At 71.5% G+C, this 24391-nt stretch carries 19 protein-coding genes; 13 read left to right on the top strand and 6 right to left on the bottom strand.

Annotated features, from left to right (window positions below; all coding sequences use genetic code 11):
• Positions 1 to 26: 26 nt before the first annotated feature.
• Complete coding sequence (locus tag OIE74_RS10950) at positions 27 to 1490, bottom strand: helix-turn-helix domain-containing protein (RefSeq protein ID WP_329381294.1); 1464 nt, start codon at positions 1488 to 1490, stop codon at positions 27 to 29.
• Between the two features lie 241 nt (positions 1491 to 1731).
• Here OIE74_RS10950 and OIE74_RS10945 point away from each other — a divergent pair, with 241 nt between their 5' ends.
• On the top strand, positions 1732 to 2358 hold the full coding sequence (locus OIE74_RS10945; protein ID WP_329381291.1) for a hypothetical protein: 627 nt from the start codon (positions 1732 to 1734) through the stop codon (positions 2356 to 2358).
• A gap of 170 nt (positions 2359 to 2528) precedes the next feature.
• On the opposite strand, the gene OIE74_RS10940 is transcribed toward OIE74_RS10945, so the two are convergent.
• The 4 genes from OIE74_RS10940 to OIE74_RS10925 all read right to left on the bottom strand — a co-directional run bounded on the left by OIE74_RS10940 (position 2529) and on the right by OIE74_RS10925 (position 9735).
• A complete protein-coding gene (locus tag OIE74_RS10940; protein ID WP_329381288.1) occupies positions 2529 to 2663 on the bottom strand; it encodes a hypothetical protein in 135 nt (44 codons plus the stop codon).
• Between the two features lie 96 nt (positions 2664 to 2759).
• Entirely contained in the window at positions 2760 to 4775 is a 2016-nt protein-coding gene (locus OIE74_RS10935) for a M4 family metallopeptidase (RefSeq protein WP_329381285.1), read from the bottom strand.
• Positions 4776 to 5191: 416 nt separating this feature from the next.
• Entirely contained in the window at positions 5192 to 7024 is a 1833-nt protein-coding gene (locus OIE74_RS10930; protein WP_329392244.1) for an ABC transporter ATP-binding protein, read from the bottom strand.
• Between the two features lie 854 nt (positions 7025 to 7878).
• Positions 7879 to 9735: an ABC transporter ATP-binding protein gene (locus OIE74_RS10925; protein ID WP_329381282.1), complete on the bottom strand. Its 1857-nt coding sequence runs from the start codon at positions 9733 to 9735 to the stop codon at positions 7879 to 7881.
• Between the two features lie 190 nt (positions 9736 to 9925).
• Here OIE74_RS10925 and OIE74_RS10920 point away from each other — a divergent pair, with 190 nt between their 5' ends.
• The 4 genes from OIE74_RS10920 to OIE74_RS10905 are packed head-to-tail and all read left to right on the top strand — an operon-like array spanning position 9926 to position 13613.
• Positions 9926 to 10912 (top strand): ABC transporter ATP-binding protein, encoded by a 987-nt coding sequence (locus OIE74_RS10920; protein ID WP_329381279.1) that lies wholly within the window; start codon positions 9926 to 9928, stop codon positions 10910 to 10912.
• Between the two features lies 1 nt (position 10913).
• A complete protein-coding gene (locus tag OIE74_RS10915) occupies positions 10914 to 11657 on the top strand; it encodes an ABC transporter permease (protein ID WP_329381277.1) in 744 nt (247 codons plus the stop codon).
• Between the two features lie 38 nt (positions 11658 to 11695).
• The gene (locus OIE74_RS10910; protein ID WP_329381275.1) at positions 11696 to 13012 is read left to right on the top strand and encodes a sensor histidine kinase; all 1317 of its coding nucleotides are present in this window, start codon (positions 11696 to 11698) and stop codon (positions 13010 to 13012) included.
• The gene (locus OIE74_RS10905; RefSeq protein ID WP_329381273.1) at positions 12975 to 13613 is read left to right on the top strand and encodes a response regulator transcription factor; all 639 of its coding nucleotides are present in this window, start codon (positions 12975 to 12977) and stop codon (positions 13611 to 13613) included. Before OIE74_RS10910 ends, OIE74_RS10905 begins: the two co-directional genes overlap by 38 nt.
• Positions 13614 to 13660: 47 nt before the next feature.
• Here the strand turns inward: OIE74_RS10905 and glgX are convergent, their stop codons facing one another.
• On the bottom strand, positions 13661 to 15934 hold the full coding sequence (gene glgX / locus OIE74_RS10900) for a glycogen debranching protein GlgX (RefSeq protein ID WP_329381270.1): 2274 nt from the start codon (positions 15932 to 15934) through the stop codon (positions 13661 to 13663).
• 204 nt (positions 15935 to 16138) lie between these two features.
• On the opposite strand from glgX, the gene OIE74_RS10895 reads away from it, so the two are divergent.
• From OIE74_RS10895 to OIE74_RS10860, 8 genes are all read left to right on the top strand, one after another.
• Positions 16139 to 17359 (top strand): Ig-like domain-containing protein, encoded by a 1221-nt coding sequence (locus OIE74_RS10895; protein WP_443076081.1) that lies wholly within the window; start codon positions 16139 to 16141, stop codon positions 17357 to 17359.
• A 237-nt stretch (positions 17360 to 17596) separates the two neighbouring features.
• Complete coding sequence (locus OIE74_RS10890; RefSeq protein ID WP_329381264.1) at positions 17597 to 18841, top strand: L,D-transpeptidase; 1245 nt, start codon at positions 17597 to 17599, stop codon at positions 18839 to 18841.
• A gap of 127 nt (positions 18842 to 18968) precedes the next feature.
• Positions 18969 to 19739, top strand: coding sequence for an enoyl-CoA hydratase/isomerase family protein (locus OIE74_RS10885; protein WP_329381261.1), 771 nt, complete (start codon positions 18969 to 18971; stop codon positions 19737 to 19739).
• A 262-nt stretch (positions 19740 to 20001) separates the two neighbouring features.
• A complete protein-coding gene (locus OIE74_RS10880; RefSeq protein WP_443076080.1) occupies positions 20002 to 20511 on the top strand; it encodes an ATP-binding protein in 510 nt (169 codons plus the stop codon).
• Between the two features lie 75 nt (positions 20512 to 20586).
• A complete protein-coding gene (locus OIE74_RS10875; RefSeq protein ID WP_329381258.1) occupies positions 20587 to 20802 on the top strand; it encodes an EF-hand domain-containing protein in 216 nt (71 codons plus the stop codon).
• A 174-nt stretch (positions 20803 to 20976) separates the two neighbouring features.
• The gene (locus OIE74_RS10870; protein WP_329381255.1) at positions 20977 to 21903 is read left to right on the top strand and encodes a CopD family protein; all 927 of its coding nucleotides are present in this window, start codon (positions 20977 to 20979) and stop codon (positions 21901 to 21903) included.
• Positions 21904 to 22159: 256 nt separating this feature from the next.
• Positions 22160 to 22540 (top strand): DUF6221 family protein, encoded by a 381-nt coding sequence (locus OIE74_RS10865; protein WP_329392242.1) that lies wholly within the window; start codon positions 22160 to 22162, stop codon positions 22538 to 22540.
• Positions 22541 to 22731: 191 nt separating this feature from the next.
• Entirely contained in the window at positions 22732 to 24390 is a 1659-nt protein-coding gene (locus OIE74_RS10860; protein WP_329381252.1) for an ATP-binding protein, read from the top strand.
• Position 24391 lies beyond the last annotated feature (1 nt).

Raw genomic sequence — 24391 nt, 5'->3', positions numbered from 1 at the left:
GTGCCAGGTGGGACCCTGACGGACTGTCAGGGTCCCATCCATTTCCCGGACTCGTAGTCGTGTCCGTACACCTTGCCGCCCGCCGCGCTCGTACGGAACGGCCGGCCGCCGTCGTCGATGCGCGCGACGCCCGTACGGTCCCCGGCAGTCCAGCGCACCTCCAGATACCAGTCGCAGTCGCAGCCGTTGGTGCTCGCCTCGACCCTCAGCACGAGCGGTTCGCTCGCCGTCACCTGATAGGGAAGCCTGGGCGCGGGCAGCGGCCCCTCCTCGCTCCCCCCGTCGACCGGGCGCACGATCGGCCGCGACGCGTCCAGGTCGACGGTGAACACGGCGGGGGTGATCGAGCCGCCGCAGCCGTTGCTCATCTCGTACGCGTTCCAGCCGAGCGGCGCCCGCCGGCCCACCACCCGGACGAACACCTCCTGGACGACGACAGGACCCGCGCCCGCCGCCGCGTTCAGCGTGGCCTGCGTGATAGACGAGTTGCCGTGCACCGCGCCGAGCGCCGTCGCCCACTGCCGCGCGTCCTGGGAGTTGGGCGGCGGCGGTACGGCGGAGGGGGCGCGGTTGATCAGATACGTATGGGCGCAGTCCGACTGCCACTTGTGGCTGTCCGCGGCCCACACCAGCGGCTTCGCTGTGCCCGTCCCGGCTCCGGGCTTCTTCCCGCCGGACCGGCCGCCGTCCCCGCCGGTGCCGCCCGCCTCCGTCTTTCCGGCACCGATGGAACCGGACGGTGACGCCTTCGGACCGGAGCCGGACTGCGAGGCGCTCGCCTTCGCCGACGGGGTGCTGGACCGGGCGGACGGCGAGGGCGGATCGAGGGGTCCGTTCGGGCCGGGATCGGCGAGACGCGGACCGCTCCTGTCGCTCCGCGAGTCGGGGCTCCCGAGGTCGGCCGCGACGATGACGGTGCCGCCGAGGACGGTGACGACGGCGAGCGCGGCACCGACTATCTGACGGCGGCGCAGCCGGGACGCGCGGGGACGTGACAGGGGCGGGGCCGTGGCGGCGGCGGGCGGCGGATCGGGGTCGAAGTCGTCGGCCGTGCCGACCGGCTGGGCCGTACCGGTGTCGGTGTCTGTGTTGGTGTCGGCATCGGCGGTCGGGTCACGGCCCGGCTCCGGCTCCGGTTCGGCTTCACGTACGGGCTCCGGCTCGGCGACCGGGACAGCGACCGTCTCGGCGGCGTCCCCCGCGGCGACGGCCCCGCCCCCTTCATCCGTACGCGCCGAGTGCGCCCGCAGCCACAGGCGGTGCAGCTCCACACGCTCGGCCGACGTCGCGCCGACCACCTTCGCCAGCCGCTCCACGGGGGCGTAGTCGACGGGCAGCGCGTGCCCGTGGCAGTAGCGGTGCAACGTCGACGCGCCGAGGTGGAGCTGGGTGGCGAGCGAACCGTAACTCCGGTCGGTTCTCTCCTTCAGGGCACGCAGACGCTTCGCGAACTCCGCCGTCTCCGCCGGGATCTTCTCCGAACGGCCCATCTCACGTCCCCCTACCGCCCGCCACGCTGTTCCGCGGTCATTCCAGGCCCTTGTCATTTCCCCAGGCCAGAGTACGCGCACGCGTTCCATGCGTTCCGCACTTCACGAGGGTTGTTGCCGACCCGTCGATCACCCCCTCAATCTGGGATCACCGGCCGATCAAGCCGGTGCGAACGGCAAGAGCGAACGGCAAGACCAGAGCTGGACCAGGGGGATCCACCCAGTGACCACAGGTTGGAACATGACAAGACGCACGACCCGCCGGGCACTGACCACGGCTGCCACCGCGACACTCGCCGGCGCTCTCGCGCTGTCGGTGTCCGGCAGTGTCCAGGCCGCGCCGAAGGCGAGCACACCCGGTTTCCTCGCGGCGCAGGACATGCCGCAGGCCGAGGGCAACTTCTGGACCGCGGGCGCGGTGACCGCCGGCGCCCCCGAAACGGACCCGTTCTGCCTCGAAAAGGTGCTGCCGGCCCAGGGCACCACCTGGCACCGGCAGTTCGTCACCGACCTCGACACGACGGGCGCGCAGGTGAGCGTGCAGGCGTCGGGCAGCGCCGCGGCCAAGAAGCTGGCCGCGAAGGCCGAGGCGGCCGTTGCCGCCTGCGCCGCCGACTGGCTGCGCACCACGCCCGGCGGCACGGCCTCGTGGGACGACTACGGCCGGATCGCCGTCGAGGAGGGGGCCAGGGTCATCGGAGTCGGCGTCTCGATTCCGGAGGCGGGGCCCGGTGTCCATCTGCTGGGCATCGGCCGGGACGGCGACACCGTCACGCTCGTCGCCTGGAGCCAGTTGGGGAGTCTGGACCAGGCGCCGGTCGCGGCGTTCAAGAAGACCACCACCACGGCGGTGAACAAGCTCCGGTAGGAGCTCACTCCGAGGTGGAGAGCGCGGGCGACGGGGGAAGCGGCGCTCGGGCCGGAGGATTGGTGGCAGGTGGAGGGGCGGGGGAGTCGTCGCGGCGTGGTCGGCGACGGCGGTCACCTCACTGCCACATGGACCACGATCCTCCGGTCCGGGAGCCGGCCGTCCGCGACTCACAGCCGGTGGACGGACAGCGTGGCGCACTCCTTGACCCAGAGTGCGCGCGGGAGTTCCACACCGGCCGGTTCCCGGCCCGCTCCTTCGGGCGCGCCTTCGAGCGGGTGGGCCGGGACATCGCACGTGTGCACGGCCGCACGGAACGACGGAGCCGCCCGGGTCCTCAGGACCCGGGCGGCCTCTGTCATTTCAGCGTGCCGACGGGGCGAGGCCCGTCAGCGAGACGCTCAAGGGAACGTGAGCTTCACGCTGTTGATGCGTCCCGTGTCCTGCGAGGCGACATCCTGCACCCGCAGCTTCCAGGCGCCGTTGGCCACCTCCGACGAGGCGTTGACGTTGTACGTCTCCACGACGTCGTCCGCCGAGTCACCGCTGCTCGCGCTCTTCAGCGGGTAGACCGTCCCGTCCGGGGCGACCAGGTCGACGACCAGGTCACCGCGCCAGGTGTGCGTGATGTCCACGCCGACCGGGAGGGCGGCGGGCGCGTTGCCCGTACGGCCCGTGACGTTGACGGTCGAGGTGACCGCCGCACCGTTGTCCGGGATCGCGACGGCGCCGGTGCTCTCGTAGACCGTGCCGCCGCTGCCGCCGGGGCGCGTGCCGACGCTGATGCCGGCCCACGCGTCCGCGACCGACTTGTACTCGGCGCTCGACGTGCCGTACAGCTCACCGGCGACCGCGAGCGTGCCGGTGCGGGCCGCCGCGTAGTTCGTCGTGGAGGTGAACTTCGTGGTGAGCGCCTTGAACCAGATCTGCTCGGCCTTGTCCCGGCCGATGCCGGTCACCGGCAGTCCGTCGGACGTCGCCGAGTCGTAGCTGACGCCGTTGACGGTCTTGGCGCCGCTGCCCTCCGAGAGGAGGTAGAAGAAGTGGTTCGCCGGGCCCGACGAGTAGTGGACGTCGACGCTGCCGATGCCCGAGTACCAGTAGTCCTTGGACGCCCCGTCCTTGCTGGGCTTGTCCATGTAGCGCAGCGGGCTGCCGTTGCCGTTGATGTCGATCTTCTCGCCGACCAGGTAGTCGCCGACGTCCTGGGCGTTGGCGGCCTTGAACTCGACGGCGGCGGCGAAGATGTCCGAGGTCGCCTCGTTGAGGCCACCGGACTCACCGCTGTAGATGAGGCCCGCGGTGTTCGAGGTGACGCCGTGCGACATCTCGTGGGCGGCCACGTCGATGGAGGTCAGCGGCTTCGAGTTGCCCGAGCCGTCGCCGTACGTCATGCAGAAGCAGCTGTCCTGCCAGAAGGCGTTGACGTAGTTGTTGCCGTAGTGCACGCGTGAGTACGCGCCGACGCCGTCGCCCCTGATGCCGGTGCGGCCGTGCACGTCCTTGAAGTAGTCCCAGGTGAGGGCCGCGCCGAAGTGCGCGTCGGCGCCGGCGGTCTCCGCGTTGGAGGGGGAGCCGTTGCCCCAGATGTCGTCCGGGCCGGAGAAGAGGGTGCCGGTGCCGGATGAACCGCGGTTCAGGTTGTACGTCTTGTGGTTGCCCCGGCCCGTGTCGGTCAGCGTGAACGAGGGGGCCGTGCCGAGCGTGACCTGACCGCTGTACTGGGTGTTGCCCGTGCCCTCGTGGACGCCCTGCCACTCGAAGAGCTTCTCGCCGGTGGCGGCGTCGGTCACCACGTGCAGCTCGTTCGGGGTGCCGCCCTTCTGGACACCGCCGACGACCGTCTCGTACGCGAGGGTCGGCTTGTTCTCCGCCAGCCAGACGACCTTGCGCGGCGCGCGGTCGGCCGCGGCCTTGGTCGACCCCTCGGCCTTGGCCGCGGACAGCGCCTGCTTCTCCGCCGCCGCTGCCGGCACGTCGGCGTTGATGTCGACCGACTTGAGGGCCGTCCTGGAGGCCTTGGTGACCGCCTGGGTGGCGCCCGCCTTCGTGGTGGCGACGACGAGGTCACCGCCGAGGACGGGGAGGCCGGCGTAGGTGCGCTCGTAGCGGGTGTGCGTGGTGCCGTCACGGTCCTGGACGACGTCGCGTACGACGAGCTTCTCCTCGGCACCGAGGCCGAGTTCGCCGGCCGTCGCCGCCTTGGTGGCGTTCGCCTCGCGTATCAGCTCGGCGCGCTGGGCGGGGGAGAGGGCCTTGGGGAGCGCGCCGGGGTCGGCCTTGCCGGCGACCGGCGCCGAGGGGGCCGCGTCGGGGGCGGCGGCGGCGGTGCCGGCCTGGACGCCGACGGCGAGAAGGGCTGTGACAGCGATCAGAGCGCCGGTCGCGGTGATACGACGGCTGGGCGTGGGTCTCACGCGAACTCCTTCTGCGAGGGGGGTACCGGACCATGCTCGGGTGGGCGGCCCGGACAGTGCAGGAGAGCAAGGTGGAACACGAGCTGCGGAGCGGTGGTGCTCAGAACGGGGGAAGAGTCCCAGGAATCCGGCCCATCTGTCAGGAGCGCGTCAAGAAGTTGGCCGGAAATCGTCCGCTGCGCGAAGTGCCGTGTTCGTTAAGCGAAATCTGCCGCGCTGTTGCGGCGGTGTTACGCGGGCGTACGCCGGGCTACGCCGGGCGACCGTGGTGATCTCCGGACTCGCGCTCCCAGGACGTCGATTCGAGATCACCGGGAATCCACTCGATGTCCAGTTCCGGCCGTCGGCGGGCCTGTCGCGGCATTCCGGCAGCGGGGCCGAGGCCACGGAGCCAGTGCCCGGGTCCCGTCCCCGCGTCAGGCCAGGCTGTCCCGCCAGGCGCGGTGCAGGCCCGCGAACCGGCCCACGCCGCCGATCAGTTCGGCCGGCGCGCCGTCCTCCACGATGCGGCCGTGTTCCATGACGAGCACCCGGTCGGCGATCTCCACCGTCGACAGGCGGTGCGCGATGACCACCGCCGTACGGCCGTTGAGCACCGTGTCCATCGCACGCTGCACGGCACGCTCACCGGGGATGTCGAGCGAGCTCGTCGCCTCGTCCAGGATCAGTACGGAAGGGTCGGCGAGCAACGCGCGGGCGAAGGCCACCAGTTGGCGCTGACCGGCCGAGATCCGGCCGCCCCGCTTCCGTACGTCCGTGTCGTACCCCTCGGGCAGACCGCTGATGAAGTCGTGCGCGCCGATGGCCTTCGCGGCGCGCTCGATCTCGTCGCGCGAGGCGTCGGGACGGCCGATCGCGATGTTCTCGGCGACCGTGCCGGAGAAGAGGAACGCCTCCTGGGTCACCATCACGACGCCGCGCCGCAGCTCGGGGGTGTCCAGGTCGCGCAGGTCGGTGCCGTCGAGCAGGACACGGCCCGCGGTGGGGTCGTAGAACCGGGCCAGCAGCTTGGCCAGTGTCGACTTGCCCGCGCCGGTCGAGCCGACGACGGCGACGGTCTGGCCGGCCGGGATCGTCAGGTCGAAGCGGGGCAGGACCTCGCCGCCCGTACGGTACGAGAAGCTGACCGAGTCGAACACGACCTCCCGGCCCGGGTGCCCGCCCGTCAGCTCCGGCAGCGGGCGGGGGTCCGCCGCCTCCGGCACGGACGGGGTCTGGGCCAGCAGACCGGCGATCTTCTCCAGCGAGGCGGCGGCCGACTGGTAGGAGTTGAGGAACATCCCGAGCCGGTCGATCGGGTCGTACAGCCTCCGCAGGAACAGCACCGACGCGGCGAGCACCCCGAGGGCGAGCGTGCCGTCGGCCACCCGGTAGGCGCCCCACAGCACGATCCCGGCGACGGAGATGTTCGCGACGAGGCGTGAACCCACCACGTACCGCGCCATTTCGAGGATCGCGTCGCCGTTGGTGCGCTCGTGGTGGTGGTTGAGGGCGTGGAAGTCTGCGTCGTTGGCGGGCTCGCGGCGGAACGCCTGAACGGGACGGATGCCGTTCATCGTCTCGGCGAACTTCACGATGACGGCGGCGATGGCGGTGGAGCGCTTGGCGAAGATGCCGCCGGCCCGGTGCTGGTAGAGCCGGACCAGTGCGTACAGCGGTACGAAGGAGAGAACGGCGAGTCCGCCGATGCCGAGGTCCAGATAGAGCAGCATCGCCGAGATGTAGACGAAGGCGAGGATGACGCCGATGAGCTCCTGCAGCCCTTCGGCGAGCAGTTCGCGCAGCGACTCGACGTCCGTGGTGGAACGGGAAATGAGCCGGCCGGAGGTGAAGCGCTCGTGGAAGTCCACGCTGAGCGCCTGGGCATGACGGAAGATCCGGCCGCGCAGATCGAGCAGCACGTCCTGGTTGACGCGGGCGGATGCCCGGATGAAGGCGTACTGGAAGATCCCGGCTCCGGCGGCACAGAGGAGATAGCCGACGGCGACGGCGATCAGCGGGCCGTTGTCGTCGGCCCGGAAGGCGGGCACGCCGCGGTCGATGGCGTACGCGACGAGCAACGGGCCCGCCTGCACGGCGGCCTGCTGAAGGAGCAGCAACAGCGCGGCGACGACGACCCGCCCCCGCCGCTCCCGCAACAACGACCGCAGCAACGCACCGGTGGCTCCACGAGGAGCGGGCAACGCGTCCTGCGCGAAGGGATCCCCTTCCGGGGCCCCGACTCGACGCCCGACGGTCGTATCGACCACGGACTCCTGGACGGCGACGGTGACGGTACGGGTCCCCGTGGGGGCGTCGCGCTTGTCGCCGGTGCGGGTGGGGGCGTCGGCTTGGCCGTCGGCCGGGGCGGTGCCGGCTCCCGCAGGGCTGTCTCCCGCAGGGTCGCCGCGCTTCGCGCCGGCGTCGGTGCCGGTGGACTTCGCGTGGGCAGACGAGCCCTCAGGGGCGCCGGTCGCGGTCGCGCGTGTGCCGGTGTTGGGGGCGGCCCCCGTGGGGGCGCCGCGCTTCGCGAGGGCGCCGTTGTCCGTGGCCGCAGTTGGGCGGGTGCCGTCGTCGGGGTCGGTCTCCGTACGCGCACCGCTTTTCGCGCTCACGCCGCTGCCGTCGTTCGCCTGCCCGGCGTCGGTGGGAGCGTATGCAGGGCCGTTGGCCGGGGTGGGGCGTGGCCCAGCCTCGGTGGCGGCAGCCGTGCCGTGGTCGGTCGTGCTCGGGCGTGTGCTGGTGTCGGTCGCGGTCCCCGTGGGGACGCCGTGCTTCGCACGGGCGCCGGCATCGGTGCCGGTGGGCCCCGTGTCGGTTGGCGTGCCTGCCGGGCTGTCGGTAGCGGTGGGGCGTGTGCCGGTGTCGGCCCCCGTGGGGACGCCGTGCTTCGCACCGGCGCCGTTGTCGGTGCCGGTGGGGCCCGTGTCGGTAGGCGCGTCCGCCGGGCTGTCGGACGCGGTCGCGCGGGTGTCGGTGTCCGGAACCGATTCCGTACGCGTGCCGTTTCTCTCGCTCACGTCGCTACCGACACCCGCGTCGGTGGAGGCAGCCGCCTCGGCGGCGCGCGGCCCCTCATCGCCCCCGCCCGGCCGGCCGGTGTTCGTGGTTGGTGGTGACGACGTCATCGCATGCTCCCCTCGACGGCTTCCGCCACCGTGTCGCTTCCGGCTTCGCGCGCGGCATCGCCCTCCGCGTCCGCTCCCGACATCAGCCACGCGTACTCCGCGTTGCTCCGCAGCAGTTCCTGGTGCGTCCCCACCGCTGTGATCCGGCCGTCCGAGATCAGCGCCACCCGGTCCGCCAGCATCACCGTCGACGGGCGGTGCGCCACGACCAGCGCCGTCGTCTCCTCCAGCACCCGGCGCAGGGCCGCCTCCACCAGCGCCTCCGTGTGGACGTCGAGCGCCGACAGCGGGTCGTCCAGCACCAGGAAGCGTGGTCTGCCCACCACCGCCCGTGCCAGCGCCAACCGTTGGCGCTGGCCGCCGGAGAGGCTGAGACCCTGCTCGCCGACCTCCGTGTGCACCCCGTGCGGCAAGTCCCGGACGAAGTCGGCCTGTGCCACGTCCAGCGCCCTCAGCAGCGCCGCGTCGTCGGCGCTCTCCGCGCCCATCCGGACGTTCTCGCCGACCGTCGCAGAGAAGAGCGTCGGCTCCTCGAAGGCCACCGACACCAGCTCCCGCAGCCGTTGCCGGGGCATCGACGTGATGTCCTCGCCGTCGAGCGTGATCCGCCCGCCCGTCACCTCGTGCAGCCGCGGCACCAGCGCGGTGAGCGTCGTCTTCCCCGAGCCCGTCGCGCCGACAAGAGCCATCGTCTCGCCGGACCTGATGTGCAGGTCCACCTCGGCCAGTACGGGCACGGAGTCGGCCTTCGCGTCGGGATACCGGAACGACACGCCCTCGAAGCGCAGCCCGTCGGGCTCCCCGCCCGCCGACCCCGCCGGCCCTTCCGCGTCCGCCGTCTCCTCCTTGGTGTCCATCACCTCGAAGTACCGCTCCGTCGCGGTCGCCGACTCCTGGCTCATCGCCAGCAGGAAGCCGATCGACTCCACCGGCCAGCGCAGCGCCAGCGCCGTCGACAGGAAGGCGACCAGCGTGCCGGTGGAGAGATGCCCGTCGGCGACCTGGACCGTGCCCAGTACCAGCGCCGCGCCGATCGCCACCTCGGGGATGACCATGATCAGCGCCCAGATGCCCGCCAGCAGCCGGGCCTTGCCCAGCTCCGTACCGCGCAGCCGCTCCGCGAGCGCCCGGAAGGCGAGGGCCTGGCTGCGGTGCCTGCCGAAGCCCTTCACGATCCGGATGCCGAGAACGCTCTCCTCGACCACCGTCGTCAGATCGCCCACTTGGTCCTGCGCCTTGCGCGCGACCAGTGAGTACTTCGCCTCGAAGACCGAACAGAGAATGACCAGCGGCACCACGGGCGCCAGCAGCACCAGCCCCAGAGTCCACTCCTGCATCAGCAGAATCAGGAATCCGACCAGGATCGTTGTCGCGTTCACCAGCAGGAAGGTCAGCGGAAAGGCCAGAAACATCCGCAGCAGCATCAGATCCGTCGTGCCGCGCGACAGCAGCTGGCCCGAGGGCCACCGGTCGTGGAAGGCGATCGGCAGTCTCTGGAGATGCCGGTAGAGATCCGCCCGCATGGCCGCCTCGACCCCTGCCAGCGGCCTCGCCACCAGCCACCGCCGGAAGCCGAAGAGACAGGCCTCGAAGATCCCGAGCAGCAGCAGATACAGCGCGCCGAGCCAGATGCCGCCCTTGTCGCCGTCCGCGATCGGGCCGTCCACCATCCACTTCAGTACGAGGGGGATCACCAGCCCCATGCACGAGGCCAGCACCGCGACGAACGCCGCGCTGAACAGGCGTACGCGTACGGGCCGCACGTACGGCCACAGCCTCAGCAGCGAGCGCACGGCGGAGCGGTTCCGGACGTCGGAGTGGTCCTTGGTCGGTACATCTTCGGAGGTCGGCATCAGGGGCGAGCCTACGTTTCACCACTGACACTGCCCACCGATTTCCGGCTGACGTCGGCGGCGGGTCGGCAGCGGGCCGACAGCCCGTCGGCTGCCCCTCGGCAGCCCTTCGGCATCATCCGATCGGCTGATACGAGGTCGAGCGCGATGGCCGATGCCGCTCCCGTCCGTACGGAGGCATCCTTCCGGCATGGCGATCATTGAAGTCAGAGGTCTGCGCAAGGCCTACGGGGGAAAGCCCGCCGTCGACGGTGTCGACTTCGGCGTCGAAGAGGGCGAGATCTTCGGGATTCTCGGTCCCAACGGTGCGGGCAAGACGACGACCGTCGAGTGCGTCGAGGGCCTCAGGGTCCCCGACGCCGGCACGGTCCGGGTGGCCGGACTCGATCCGGTCCGCGACCACCGGCAGGTCACCGAGATTCTCGGCGCCCAGCTCCAGGAGAGCGAACTCCAGGCGAAGCTGACGGTGCGCGAGGCCCTTGAGCTGTACTCCGCGTTCTATCCGAAGCCCGTCGACTGGCGCCCGCTGGCCGGCCGCCTCGGCCTGGAGGAGAAGCTCTCGACCCGCTTCGCGAAGCTCTCCGGCGGCCAGAAACAGCGCTTGTTCATCGCGCTGTCCCTGATCGGCGGCCCGCGCGTGGTCGTACTGGACGAACTGACCACCGGTCTCGACCCGCGCGCCCGCCGCGACACCTGGCGTCTGATCGAGGAGATCAGGGACTCGGGGGTGACGGTGCTGCTGGTCACCCACTTCATGGAGGAGGCCCAGCGGCTCTGCGACCGGATCGCCGTGATCGACCGGGGGAAGGTCGCCGCGCTCGATACACCGTCCGGGCTGATCGCGCGCTCGACGGCGTCCACCGTCATCTCCTTCACGCCGTCGGAGCCGCTGCGGAGCGAGGAACTGGCCGCGCTGCCCAAGGCGGCGTCGGTGGAGACGCAGGGCGGCCGGATCGTCATCAACGGCACCGACGAGACCGTCAACGCGGTGATCACCCTGCTCGCCCGCCACCGCATCACCGCGCACCAGCTCCGGGTCACCGAGGCGACGCTGGACGACGCGTTCCTCGACCTGACCGAGACCGCCCCCGAGCCCGAGACCGAGCCCGAGTCCGAGACAGCGCCCGCCCCCGGTACGGCCACGGCCGCCGCCGCGCAGCCCGAAGAGAGGGTCTGACATGGCCTCCGCCTCCACCGCCGTCCTCAAGACCGAGGCGCGCCTGATGACCCGCGAGCCGGGCGTGCTCTTCTGGATCATCGCCTTCCCGACCCTCCTGATGGTCATCCTCGGGCTGATCCCGGGCTTCGACGACGCCGACCCCGAGCTCGGCGGCCGGCGGATCATCGACCTGTACGTCCCCGTCGCCGCCCTGCTCGCCGTGATCATGGCCGGGCTCCAGGCCATGCCGCCGATCCTGATCGGTTACCGCGAGCGCGGCATCCTGCGCCGTATGTCCACCACTCCCGTACGGCCCGCCACCCTGCTCATCTCACAGATCGTCCTGCTCGGCGGCGGCGCCTTCGCCTCGGCCGCACTGGTGATCGCCGTCGGCAGGATCGCCTTCGGCGTGGCGCTGCCGGGGAACGTCGCCGGCTATCTGCTGGCGCTGCTCCTCGCGACGGCGGGCGCCCTGGCCATGGGCGGTCTGGTCTGCGCCATCGCCCCGACCCAGCGGGCCGGCCAGGCCATCGGCTCGGCCCTGTTCTTCCCGTCGATGTTCACGGCGGGTGTCTGGCTGCCCGTCCAGACGATGCCCGACCTGCTGCGGGACATCGTCGGCTACTCGCCCATGGGCGCCGCGTCCGAGGCCCTGGACGCCGCGATGCGAGGCGGCTGGCCGCACTGGGCCGACCTGGCCGTGATGGCCCTGTGGGCGGCCCTGCTGACCGCGGGCGCCGCCCGCTGGTTCCGGTGGGAATGACCACGACGACCGGATGGCGGGCGGGGCACACTGTCGCGATGGGGATGAAAGCAGCCGAAGCGGCGAGCCCGGCCGCCTCCGTGGAGGAGCGGTGGGAGCAGTTCTACCGGCGCGGCCCGTACGGCCTGCTGGCGCTCTCCACCGTGATCTCGGCGTTCAGCGTGGACGCCTTCGGCATGACCCGCACCGAGACGTATCTGGCCGGCGCACTGGTCGTCGTCGCCGTCGTACTCCACCTGTGGTGGGGCAGGACCGGGCACGGTCAGCCGCTGCGCATGCGCGAGCCGTCGACCGCGGGCCTGCTGTACTACGCCGTACGGACCGGCACCGCCGCCGTCCTGACCTGGCTCAACCCGCTGTTCTCGATCTACGCCGTCCTCGGCTACTTCGACACCCCGTTCCTCCTGCCGAAACGCGCCGTCCGCGCGGGGTTTCTCGTCACCTCCGTCACCATGGCGGGCGCGCAGTCGGGCGGGCTGCCACCCGACGGGGCCCTCCAGTGGGTCCTGTTCGGCGGACTGCTGCTGCTCAACGGCACCCTCACGCTCGTCTTCGGCCATCTCGGCCGCAGGGAGGCCGAGATCGCCGAAGAGCGGGCCAGGACCATCACCCAGCTCGAACAGGCCAACGCCCGTCTCGAACAGGCCCTGGCCGAGAACGCCGGCCTGCACGCCCAGCTTCTCGTCCAGGCCCGGGAGGCGGGTGTCGCCGACGAGCGGCGCAGGCTCGCCGCCGAGATCCACGACACCATCGCCCAGGGGCTGGCCGGCATCATCGCCCAGCTCCAGGTGGTCTCCGCCACCCCCGACCCGGAGGTCGCCCGCGAGCATCTGACCCGGGCCGCCGCCCTCGCCCGCCACAGCCTCGGTGAGGCGCGCCGCTCGGTGCACAACCTCGGCCCGGCCGAACTGGACCACGACTCCCTCGCCGAGGCTCTCAGGAAGGCGGTCGCCGACTGGGGCGCGCGGACCGGTGTGGAGGCCAGGTTCACCGTCACCGGCACCGAGGAGGCCCTGCACGACGAGGTCGCCGCCACCCTGCTGCGCATCGCCCAGGAGGCCCTCGCGAACACGGCCAAGCACGCCCGCGCCCACCGGGCCGGCGTCACCCTCTCGTACATGGGCGACGAGGTCTTCCTCGACGTACGGGACGACGGCCGCGGCTTCGACCCGCTCGTGCCGAGCCCGCGCTCCGGTTCGAACGGCTTCGGTCTCGGCGGCATGCGCGCCCGCGCGGAGCGCATCGCCGGCACCGTCACCGTCGAGTCCGAGAAGGGCGGGGGCACGGCCGTGTCCGCTCGCGTACCTTTGGTCCGTCATGCAGCAGCGGACCGTCACCCTGATCGTCGTCGATGACCATCCCGTCGTACGGGACGGTCTGCGCGGCATGTTCGAATCGGCCGCGGGCTTCGAGGTGCTGGGCGAGGCGTCCGGCGGCATCGAGGGTGTCGAGCTGGCCCTCCGGCTGGACCCGGACGTCGTCCTGATGGACCTGCGGATGCCGGACGGCGGCGGCGTCGACGCCATCGCGGCGCTCACCGCGCGCGGCGCCCGCGCCAGGGTCCTCGTCCTCACCACGTACGACACGGACTCCGACACCATCCCCGCGATCGAGGCGGGCGCCACCGGCTATCTCCTCAAGGACGCGCCGCGCGAGGAGCTGTTCACGGCGGTACGGGCGGCCGCCGAGGGCCGAACCGTCCTCTCGCCGGCGGTCGCGTCCCGGCTGGTCTCCCGGGTCCGTAAGCCCGCCACCGGCAACGAACCGCTCTCGGCGCGCGAGCGCGAGGTCCTCGAACTCGTCGCGCGCGGCACGTCGAACCGGGAGACAGCCGCCGAGCTCTTCATCAGCGAGGCGACAGTGAAGACGCATCTCACCCATATCTACGCCAAGTTGGGCGTCAAGGACCGGGCGGCGGCGGTCGCCGTCGGATACGACCGCAAAATCCTCGGCTGACCCGCCCGGCGACTCCACCCGGGCCCTCCTCCTGAGGAGGGCCCCGCTCACCCCCGTACCCGCAGCAGCAGCACCGACCGCGCGGGCACCGTCGTGACCGTCCCCCCGCCGAACACCGTCCCCGGCTCCTCGTCCTGGTCCTCCAGCGAGGTGTCGACCACCAGCTCGTACGACCGGGCCCAGGGCTCGCCCGGCAGCGCGAAGTCCACCGGCTCACCGCCCGAGTGCAGGACCGCCAGGAAGCTGTCGTCGGTGATCTTCTGCCCGCGCGCGTCGCGCCCCGGGATGTCGCGCCCGGACAGGAACAGCGCGAGCGTCGACGCGGGCGCGTACCAGTCCCGCTCGGTCATCTCCTTCCCGTCGGGCCGGAACCACGCCAGATCGCGCAGCCCCTCCGGTGCCTGCGCGCGGCCGGAGAAGAACGCGCGGCGGCGCAGCACCGGATGGGCGTGCCGCAGCGCCAGCAGCCGTCTGGTGAGCCGGTAGAGGCCGTAGGAGCCCGGCTGGTCGAGCAGCGACCAGTCGAGCCAGCTGGTCTCGTTGTCCTGGCAGTACGCGTTGTTGCTGCCGCCCTGGGTACGGCCCATCTCGTCGCCCGCGACGATCATCGGCACACCCGCGGACAGCAGCAGTGTGGTGAGCAGGTTGCGCAGCTGGCGCCGGCGCAGCGCGTTGACCGCGGGGTCGTCACTCTCGCCCTCCACGCCGCAGTTCCACGCGCGGTTGTCGTCCGTGCCGTCCCTGTTGCCCTCGCCGTTGGCCTCGTTGTGCTTGCGCTCGTAACTGACGAGGTCGCGCAGCGTGAAGCCGTCGTGCGCGGTGACGAAGTTGACGGAGGCGTACGGCCGCCGCCCGCCCCACGCGTAGAGGTCGCTCGACCCGGACAGCCGGTACCCCAGGTCCCGTACGTCGGGCGTGGCGCCGCGCCAGAAGTCGCGTACGGCGTCCCGGTAGCGGTCGTTCCACTCCGTCCACAGCGGCGGGAACGCCCCGACCTGGTAGCCGCCTGCGCCGACGTCCCACGGCTCGGCGATGAGCTTCACGCGGCGCAGCACCGGGTCCTGCGCGATCACCGCCAGGAAGGGCGACAGCATGTCGACGTCGTGCATGGAGCGGGCGAGCGCCGCCGCCAGGTCGAAGCGGAAACCGTCGACACCCATCTCGGTGACCCAGTACCGCAGCGAGTCCGTGATCAGCCGCAGGACCTGCGGCTGGACGACGTCGAGGGTGTTGCCGCAGCCCGTGTAGTCGGCGTATTTGCGGGCGTCGGGCTGGAGGCGGTAGTAGCCGCGGTTGTCTATGCCGCGCAGCGACAGCGTCGGGCCGAGCTCGCCCGCCTCCGCCGTGTGGTTGTAGACGACATCGAGGATGACCTCGATCCCGGCGGCGTGCAGGGCGCGCACCATCTGCTTGAACTCGTCGACCTGCCGGCCGCGGGTGCCGCCCGCGGCGTAGGCGGCGTGCGGGGCGAAGTAGCCGATGGAGTTGTAGCCCCAGTAGTTGCGCAGTCCGCGCCGCAGCAGATGGTCCTCGTGCGCGAACTGGTGCACCGGCAGCAGCTCGACCGCGGTCACCCCGAGGCGCCCGAGATGCTCGATCGCCGCCGGGTGGGCGAGGCCCGCGTACGTCCCGCGCAGCTCGTCGGGGATGCCCGGATGGCGCATGGTGAAGCCGCGTACATGCAGCTCGTAGATGACCGTGTCCGCCCAGGGCGTCTTGGGGCGCCGGTCGTCGGCCCACTCGTCGTCGGGGGAGTCGTCGTGGACGACGACGCCCTTGGGGACGTACGGCGCCGAGTCGTGCTCGTCCCGCACCGTGTCCGCGACCTGCTGCTGGGGCCAGTCGCGCACATGGCCGTACACCTCGGGCGGCAGCGCGAAGTCGCCGTCGACGGCGCGCGCGTACGGGTCGAGCAGCAGCTTCGCCGGGTTCCAGCGGGCGCCCGTCCAGGGGTCCCAGCGGCCGTGCACCCGGAAGCCGTACCGCTGTCCGGGGCGTACGCCGGGCACGAAGCCGTGCCAGATCTCGTGTGTCAGCTCGGTCAGGGGCAGACGGGTCTCCACCAGGCCGCCTCCTACGGAGGCCGCGTCGGCGCCGTCGTCGAAGAGACAGAGCTCCACGGCCTCGGCGCCCGCCGCCCACAGGGCGAAGTTCGTCCCCGCGACCCCGTCGGGACCGACCCGGAAGCGCGCCCCCAGCGGTGTCGGCGCGCCCGGCCACACCTCGGGCGGGGGAGCGGCGGATGCCGCGTCCCCGGCGGCCTCCGCCCTGCTTCCCGCACGCTTCTCGCCCTCCACGGCCGGATCTCTCACATGATCCATCATCGGATCCGGAACCGGTTCCCGCACTGTCTCCTGCTCGGCTGCGCTCGCCACCTGTCAGGCCTCCCGGCTCTCCGGCCCCGCGCATCCGGCGGTCACGGCGTCCCGGCCATGACTCCCCCCGCGCGGTCCTCCCAGGTGTTCTGCCCGCCGGACGGCCCGCACTCACGTTTCCCCCCGAGGGGGGTCGTCGTTGGGCGGGTCGTGACACATGTACTGAAGCGGACAGGGACCGGCATGGCCGCCGTCCTGACATGGGCAGGACTGATGGCTGCGCTGGCCGGACTGACGGGCTGCACCGGCGAGACCTTCACCGAGAGCAAGTCCCGGGCGCCGGGGGACACGATCCGGATCAGTCCCGAGGACGGGGCCAAGGACATCAAGCGAGGCGACCGGATCGAGGTGAAAGTCCCGGACGGCCGGCTGGAGCGCGTCGAGGTCGCGCAGGTCGAGAACGCGCAGCGCACCGAGCTGCCGGGAAAAATCTCCGACGACGGGCTCGTGTGGAAGCCCGAGGCGGACGCGAACGTCGTGCTGGCCGCCAAGTACAGCGTCGACGTCGTCGCCGTCGACGGTGAGGGCCGCCGCTCGGCCCGGCACTCGACCTTCACCACCGCCGTACCGAAGCACCGTTTCATCGGCTACTTCAAACCCGAGAACCGCTCCACCGTCGGCACCGGCATGATCGTCTCCTTCGACTTCAACCGGAAGATCGTGAACCGCGCCGAGGTCCAGCGCGCCATCCGTGTCACCTCGGACCCGCCGGTCGAGATCGTCGGCCACTGGTTCGGCGGGCAGCGCCTGGACTTCCGCCCCCGGGAGTACTGGAGACCGGGCACCAAGGTCACCGTCGATCTGCGGCTTCGCGACGTGCAGGCGGCGCCGGGGGTCTTCGGCATCCAGGAGAAGACCGTCGGCTTCACCGTCGGCCGCTCCCAGGTGTCCCTGGTCGACGCGGCGAAGCACACCATGGAGGTACGGCGCGCCGGTGCGCTGGTCTCGACGGTGCCGATCACGGCCGGGGCGCCCAAGACCACGACGTACAACGGGAAGATGGTCGTCAGCGAGCTGTACGACATGACGCGGATGGACGGCGCCACGGTGGGCTTCGGCGGTGAGTACGACATCAAGGACGTGCCGCACGCGCTGCGCCTGACGACATCGGGGACCTTCCTGCACGGCAACTACTGGGCCACACCTGACACGTTCGGCGCACGGAACGTCAGTCACGGCTGCGTCGGTCTGCGCGACGTCAAGGGCGGCAGCGCGGACACCCCGGCGGGCTGGTTCTTCGACAGGACGCTCGTCGGCGATGTCGTGGAAGTGGTCAACTCGGCCGACAGGACGGTCGATCCGGACAACGGACTGAGCGGCTGGAATCTCGACTGGCGGAAGTGGAAGGCCGGTTCGGCGCCCGCCCGCTGAGCGGAACGGACCGTACGCCTCACGCGCACCCGCCCTCACCTGCGTGACCGTCCTTGACTCCAGGGAACGTTGGAACGGAACAGTGACATTCCCGGGGAGTCCGGGACGGCTCGCGGTGTGATTATCTATCGCCGTGCGCGCGAGCAAAGCGCGCGGGGGTGTGGAGCCCGGTCGTGCGTCGTTCGCACCCGGCTCCGAGGCCGTGGCGGGGCCCGGCCGTGTGAGGGGAGACGACCATTGAACGGGCAGCCGATTTCGGGGACATCGGCGAAGGCCGGCCGGGGACGGGGCAGAGGGCTGACGGCGTTCGCGCTGGGCGGCCTGCTGCTGTTCGTGACGGCGTGCGGTGGGGGCGGCGGATCCGACGAGAGCGGTGACGGCAAGAACGACAAGGACGGCGGCAAGGTCAAGAACGCCGCGTCGCAGGCGGTCGTGACGGTCGCTCCCGAGGACGGCGCGAAGTCGGTCGCGACGAGCGGCGCGCTCAAGATCACGGCGAGCAAGGGCAAGCTGACGACCGTCACCGTCGAGGACAGCAAGGGCAACGCGGTCGACGGCAAGATAGCCGCCGGCGGGACGGCCTGGGTGCCGGCCCGTCATCTGGCCGGCGCCACCAAGTACTCGGTGCACGCGATCGCCAAGGACTCCGACGGCCGGGTCTCGGCGAAGGACACCACCTTCACCACCCTTGTACCGAAGAACACCTTCATCGGTCACTACACCCCCGAGGACGGCTCGACGGTCGGCGTCGGGATGCCGGTCTCGCTCAACTTCACCCGGGGGATCACCGATCCCGAAGCCGTGGAGAAGGCCATCAAGGTGACTGCCGAGCCGTCGGTGCCCGTCGAGAGCCACTGGTTCGGCAACGACCGCCTCGACTTCAGGCCCGAGAAGTACTGGGCGGCGGGCACGAAGGTGACCGTGGAGCTCAACCTCGACGGTGTCGAGGGACGGCCGGGCGTGTACGGCGAGCAGGCCAAGACGGTGAAGTTCACCATCGGCCGCTCCATGGTCTCCACGGTCGACGCCAAGGCCAAGACCATGAAGGTCGTCAAGGACGGCAAGCAGATCAAGAAGGTCGCGATCACGGCCGGCGCGCCGTCGACCACGACGTACAACGGCCAGATGGTCATCAGCGAGAAGCACAAGGTGACGCGGATGAACGGCGCCACGGTGGGCTTCGGCGGTGAGTACGACATCAAGGATGTGCCGCACGCGATGCGGCTGTCCACGTCGGGCACCTTCATCCACGGTAACTACTGGGCGTCCGCGGGGACGTTCGGGTCGGCCAACGTCAGCCACGGGTGCGTCGGACTGCGCGACGTGCGGGGCGGCTACGACAAGAACATGCCGTCCGCGTGGTTCTACGACCAGTCGATCATCGGCGACGTGGTGATCGTGAAGAACTCCAACGACAAGGACATCGCCCCGGACAACGGCCTCAACGGCTGGAACATGTCCTGGGCGGAGTGGCGGAAGTAGTCCTACCGGGGGACGCGAGGGTTCACTTCAGGGCCCGGGGGCCCGGCGCACCAGGACCAGGTGGGCCGGGCCCTTCCGCGTGTCAGGGGCTGGGGCGTGTGCCACAACACGCCCTAATGTGCCTCGTATGTCATCTGTGAATCTCGAAGTCTCCGGCGGCGTCGGCACCATCCGGCTCGACCGCCCGCCCATGAACGCGTTGAACATCGCGATCCAGGACCGGCTCCGTGAACTGGCGGCGGAGGCGGGCGCCCGCGACGACGTGCGTGCCGTGATCCTCTACGGCGGCGAGAAGGTGTTCGCCGCCGGCGCGGACATCAAGGAGATGCGCGACATGGACCACGCGGCGATGGTTGTACGCTCCCGGGCCCTCCAGGAGTCGTTCACGGCCGTGGCGCGCATCCCCAAGCCCGTGGTCGCCGCCGTCACCGGTTACGCGCTGGGCGGCGGCTGCGAGTTGGCGCTCTGCGCCGACTTCCGGATCGCCGCCGACAACGCGAAGCTCGGCCAGCCCGAGATCCTGCTCGGCCTGATCCCGGGCGCGGGCGGCACCCAGCGGCTCGCCCGGCTGATCGGCCCCTCCAAGGCGAAGGACCTCATCTTCACGGGCCGCCAGGTGAAGGCCGCCGAGGCGCTCACGCTGGGGCTCGTGGACCGCGTCGTACCGGCCGATGAGGTGTACGAAGAGGCGCACGCGTGGGCGACCAGGCTCGCCCAGGGGCCGGCGCTCGCGCTGCGGGCCGCCAAGGAGACCGTGGACGCGGGCCTGGAGACCGATCTGGAGACGGGGCTCGCGCTCGAACGCAACTGGTTCGCAGGCCTGTTCGCCACCGAGGACCGCGAGCGCGGCATGCGCAGCTTCGTGGAGGACGGGCCGGGCAAGGCCAACTTCCTCTGATTCCGGCCCGGTTGGACAACCAAAGGGTGTCCGTCAACCCGGTGCCCGCTTCGGCTCCGCCTTAAGACAGTCTTAAGGCGGAGCTGTCGATCACCTCTGGTGATCACCCGTGTGTGACGTGTTATCGCAGATCAGCATGGGTAATAGGGGCGGCTTCCTGCCATGGTCATATGCCAAGCCCCATAGTCCCGTCGGCCCGTTCGGGGGCGCCGATTCCCCCGGAACGCCCCCGGGAGGCCGCCTGGGCAGCCATGATGGACACATGGCGGGCCTTGAGGGTATGGAACAACCGCGGCACGGCGGCGACCGGACCGCTACGCGCTTGACACCGGCCGTCGAGGACGAACAGGCGCGCGGAGCGCTCGAACTGTACGGGAACCCGACGGAGGGCGAAGTCCGCCTGCCCTCCCGCCCCGAGTCCGCGTACGCGGCCCGCAGACTCACCCACATCGTGGTCCTGCGCCAGTGGGCGCTGACCCCGCTGATGGCAGAAGAATCGGTGCTGCTCGTCTCCGAACTCGTCGGCAACGCCGTACGCCACACCGGCGCGCGCGTCTTCGGCCTGCGGATGCTGCGCCGCCGCGGCTGGATGCGCATCGAGGTCAGGGACCCCTCCCGCGGACTGCCGTGTCTGCTGCCGGTGCGCGACCTGGACACCAGCGGGCGGGGGCTGACCTTGGTGGACACGCTCTCGGACCGGTGGGGCGTGGATCTGCTGCCGCGCGGCAAGACGACCTGGTTCGAGAAGCGGGTCCCCGACCGCCGTCCCTGAGGGCCCCCGCCGGGATGGCGGAGGTGTGCCGATAATCTGACCGCTGTCAGTAGGGCACAAGAAGGGGCGGAAGCAGTGGCGGACATCGAAGAGGCGCGCAAGGCGTTCGACCGTTTCGACGCGGACAGGGACGGCCTGATCACGGCGGCCGAGTACAAGAGCGCGATGGCCCAGCTCGGCGACTTCCATGTGACGGAGACCGTCGCCCAGGCCGTGATCAACGCCCACGACTCCAACAGCGACGGCCTCCTCACCTTCGAGGAATTCCTGGCCTCCCGCGCCAAGGCCTAGGGCCTGTCCGGTGGGTCTTCGCGGGCCCGGAACGCCTGGTACGGCGCCTCGCCGCGTTGCCGAAGTGCCCACAGGAAACCACCCTGCGGGCACTTCGGCGCCTTGCGATGCACCGCACCAGACGCCCCGGTCTTATCCGCGAAGATCCACCGGACAGGCCCTAGGCCCTGTCCGGTGGCCCGTCCTGAGCCGGGCGGGGTGAGGTCCGCGGTGCGGGGCTCGGCCGTTGTCGGCGCCGGGGTGGCGCTGCTCGTTGTGCTGTACGGCGCGGGCCTCGCCTCGCGCGGCACCGGCGAGCTGCGCATCCCCGCCGCCGGCACCACCTCCTTCCTGCGCGCCGCCGTCTTCGTCGCGCTCGCCCTGCACCTCGGCGAACTCGCCGGCGCCGCGCTCGCCCGCTCCGGTCCGCTGCCGCGCACCCTGGCGCTGCCCGCCGCGCTCGCCGGAGCCGCGGCATCGGCCGGGCAGATCGTGGTCCTCGCGGTGGTGAGCGACCTGGACATTCCCGCGACGTACGGCACCCGCGAGGGCGGCCTGCTGCTCGTCATGGCCAACGGCTTCCTCCTCGCCGCCGGTTGCGTCGGCACGGGGCGCCCGCGCTGGGCGCTCGTGCCGCTGACCGGGGTGATTCTCGCTGAGGCGCTGCGCGCCCACCCGGAGCCGTACTCGCCGGAGTGGGGCACCGCCCTGACCGTCGTCCATCTAACCGTCGCCTCCCTGTGGGCCGGCGGCCTCTGCCATGTCCTGCGCACCACGTGGCTGCGGCGCGCCGCCCCGGCGGACGCCCGCGCCGTGCTGGCCCGCTACGCGCGCGGCGCCGTCTGGCTGCTGGTCGTGCTGGCCGCCACCGGCACGCTGTCCACGCTGCGCCGGCTGCCCGCCGACGTCGTGGTGACCTCCGCGTACGGGCGTGTCCTCATCGCGAAGCTCGTACTCGTCGCGGTGGCGAGCGCGCTCGCCCTGGCGGCGCGCCGGCGCCTCCGCCGCAGCCGGGACGCGCATGTCGCGGCACGCGTCGAACTGGCCGTCCTGGCGGCCGTGGTGCTTGTCTCCGCCGTCCTCACGGTGGTCCCCGACCCGCACTGGCTCAGCACGCGCTGAGCGGAGAGCCGGTGCGGCGGCAGCAGGATCACCGTGAGGACGAAGCGCCCCACCAGGTTGTGTATGTGCCTGTCAACGATTTGACGATTCGTTCACTTTCTCCGCCCTTTCGCCCCGAACCGCTCGCTGTCGGCGCCCGGCCGCCTCCTCGTGCGGCATCCTCTGTTGGAGGACGTGAACAAGTAATGAGTACTCGTACGAGTACGAGCAGAGCGGCACGGCGAGGGATCCGGACGTGAGAGCAGACAACACCAACATGCTGGCCTTTGTTCGGGCACGCCTGGACGAGGAGGAGCAGGTCGCTAGGGCGGCCGGCGGCGAGGCGTGGCGGTGCCCGCCCGAGGCACCGGGCGAGGTCCACGACCGCACGGGCGGCATCTCGTTCAGCGTGCGCACGCAGGGCTACGACCGCCACATCGCCCTCCAGGACCCCGCCCGCACCCTGCGGCGTATCGAGACGAGCAGGGTGCTTCTGGGCGAGTACGCGGAGGTCGCGCACCTGGACGTCGACCGCCCGCAGCACGACTTCCCCTCCGGCCGCGCCGTGGGGATGGGCTTCGTCGTACGGCAGATGGCGGCCGAGTACGCCGGGCACCCGGACTACCAGGCGAAGTGGCTGCCCCGTTTCATGCAGTAGGGCCCCGGAGCGGGCAGGTCACTGCCCGTATGCGCGAAGTGACCGCCCGGTATGCCGATCGGATATACGATCACCGAACCATGTCTGGTTCGGGGGTAGTTGGCGAGTCACCCGCATGCGCGCCCACGCGCGAACCGCCGCGGGCGGCTCACTGACCGGACATCGATGTCAGTCAACTCGAAGGTTCTCCCATGGTCCGATCCCCCACCACCACCCCCGCGTTACCCCCGCCCGCCAGGGGGACACGGCTCCTGTGGCCGCTCACGCGGCTTCTGACCCCGTTGGCCTTCGCCGCGGGCATGGTGCCCCTGGTCGGCGTAAACATCGGGGCGGCGGTGGCGTACGGAGCGGTCGCCCTGCTCGTCGTCGGCGCCCTGGAACTCCTGCGCGGGCGGCACCGTGAGGCCGCGTCGGACGCCGCACGGTGGCGGGCGGAGGCCGAGCGCGTACGGGCGGAGGCCGAGGAGGCACGGGCCGAGGCCAAGGACGTACAGGCCGAACTGGACAGCCGCGAGGCCCACTGGCAGGGCTACGTCCGGAACCGGGCCGAACTGGTCCGCGCGGAGGTCGAGTTCACCGTCACGAAGCGACTTCCCGTCGCGCTCTCCCGGACCGAGGAGGTCCCCAAGCCGCTGCACACCGAGGACGAGTTGGGTCCCGGCGTGACCGAGTGGCTCGACCGGATGCTGACCGCCGTCACCGACGCGTCCGACGACCGCGAGGAGTCGCAGCGGCTCTCGCTGGTCGAGCTGGCGAGCCGGGTGCAGACCTCCGCGCACCGGATCCAGGCGACCGTGACGGGTCTCGCCGACCGCTACCCGGGCGACGCGGACCTGCTGGAGACCACGATGCTGGTGGACCACGCGGCCACCCAGCAGGCGCGGCACGCGCAGAGCCTCAAGGTGCTGTGCGGCGAGTGGCCCGGCCAGCAGTGGCAGCGCCCGCTCGCACTGGTGGACGTCGTGCGCGCCGCGTCCGGACGCATCGTCGCCTTCCGGCGCGTCGAGGTCAGCGGCGACCCGGACGTGGGCGTCACCCCGTCCGCCGTGGAGCCCCTGATCCATCTCATCGCCGAACTCCTCGCCAACGCCACCGAGTACTCGCCGCCGAAGACCGGTGTGCCCGTGACGGTGCGTACGGTGCAGCGCGGCGCCGTCATCGAGGTGGACGACGGCGGCCTCGGCCTGGACGAGTACCGGCTGGCCGAGGCGCGCGAGATCGTCTCGGGGCGGCGGCTCCTCGGTGTCGGCGACGTGGGCGAGATTCCGCGCACCGGGTTCGCGGTCGTGGGCCGCTTCGCCGAACGGCACGGCTTCCAGGTCGATCTCGGGCCATCGCCGTACGGCGGTGTCCGCGCCGTGGTCCTGGTGCCGGTGGACGTACTGCACACGCTGGCACCCGCCGGTACGCCGGCCGGGCGGGTCCTGCCGTCGACGCTGCCGGTCCCGGAGGTCCCGACGCCCGCTCCGGCGCCGGAGAACGCGCCGGGCGACCTGGCCCCCGCGGACCCCTCCGCCGTACCCCCGTCGGCCCAGGTGCCAACTCCCGCCCCCGCCCCGGCGGTCGACGCCCCCGACGGCGCCCCGCCGCGCACCGGACCTCGCCTCCCGCAGCGCCGTTCGCGGCGCGAGGAGTACGAGCCCGGCGCCGCGACGGTGCCCCCGGGCCCCACCGCGGTCACCCCGCCCGGCTCGCCGGAAGAGGCGGGCGACTGGATGGAGCAGTTCTTCGAGGGCGGTCGCACCTTGCCGCCCTCCGGCGAGTCCGCCGCCACGGACACCGCCACCGACGAGGGCCCGCACGATGTGCCCCCGTCCGCCACCCCCCTCCCCCCAGAAGGACAGACGTGAC

The organism is Streptomyces sp. NBC_01716, assembly GCF_036248275.1.
Classification (GTDB): Bacteria; Actinomycetota; Actinomycetes; order Streptomycetales; family Streptomycetaceae; genus Streptomyces.
This window is presented reverse-complemented; position numbering and strand designations above follow the sequence as displayed.

Coding starts and splice junctions, on each gene's coding strand:
- OIE74_RS10950 (WP_329381294.1), bottom strand. CDS start 1,490: ATGGGCCGTTCGGAGAAGATCCCGGCGGAGACGGCGGAGTTCGCGAAG.
- OIE74_RS10945 (WP_329381291.1), top strand. CDS start 1,732: ATGACAAGACGCACGACCCGCCGGGCACTGACCACGGCTGCCACCGCG.
- OIE74_RS10925 (WP_329381282.1), bottom strand. CDS start 9,735: ATGCCGACCTCCGAAGATGTACCGACCAAGGACCACTCCGACGTCCGG.
- OIE74_RS10920 (WP_329381279.1), top strand. CDS start 9,926: ATGGCGATCATTGAAGTCAGAGGTCTGCGCAAGGCCTACGGGGGAAAG.
- OIE74_RS10915 (WP_329381277.1), top strand. CDS start 10,914: ATGGCCTCCGCCTCCACCGCCGTCCTCAAGACCGAGGCGCGCCTGATG.
- OIE74_RS10910 (WP_329381275.1), top strand. CDS start 11,696: ATGGGGATGAAAGCAGCCGAAGCGGCGAGCCCGGCCGCCTCCGTGGAG.
- OIE74_RS10905 (WP_329381273.1), top strand. CDS start 12,975: ATGCAGCAGCGGACCGTCACCCTGATCGTCGTCGATGACCATCCCGTC.
- glgX (WP_329381270.1), bottom strand. CDS start 15,934: ATGGATCATGTGAGAGATCCGGCCGTGGAGGGCGAGAAGCGTGCGGGA.
- OIE74_RS10885 (WP_329381261.1), top strand. CDS start 18,969: ATGTCATCTGTGAATCTCGAAGTCTCCGGCGGCGTCGGCACCATCCGG.
- OIE74_RS10880 (WP_443076080.1), top strand. CDS start 20,002: ATGGCGGGCCTTGAGGGTATGGAACAACCGCGGCACGGCGGCGACCGG.
- OIE74_RS10865 (WP_329392242.1), top strand. CDS start 22,160: ATGCTGGCCTTTGTTCGGGCACGCCTGGACGAGGAGGAGCAGGTCGCT.
- OIE74_RS10860 (WP_329381252.1), top strand. CDS start 22,732: ATGGTCCGATCCCCCACCACCACCCCCGCGTTACCCCCGCCCGCCAGG.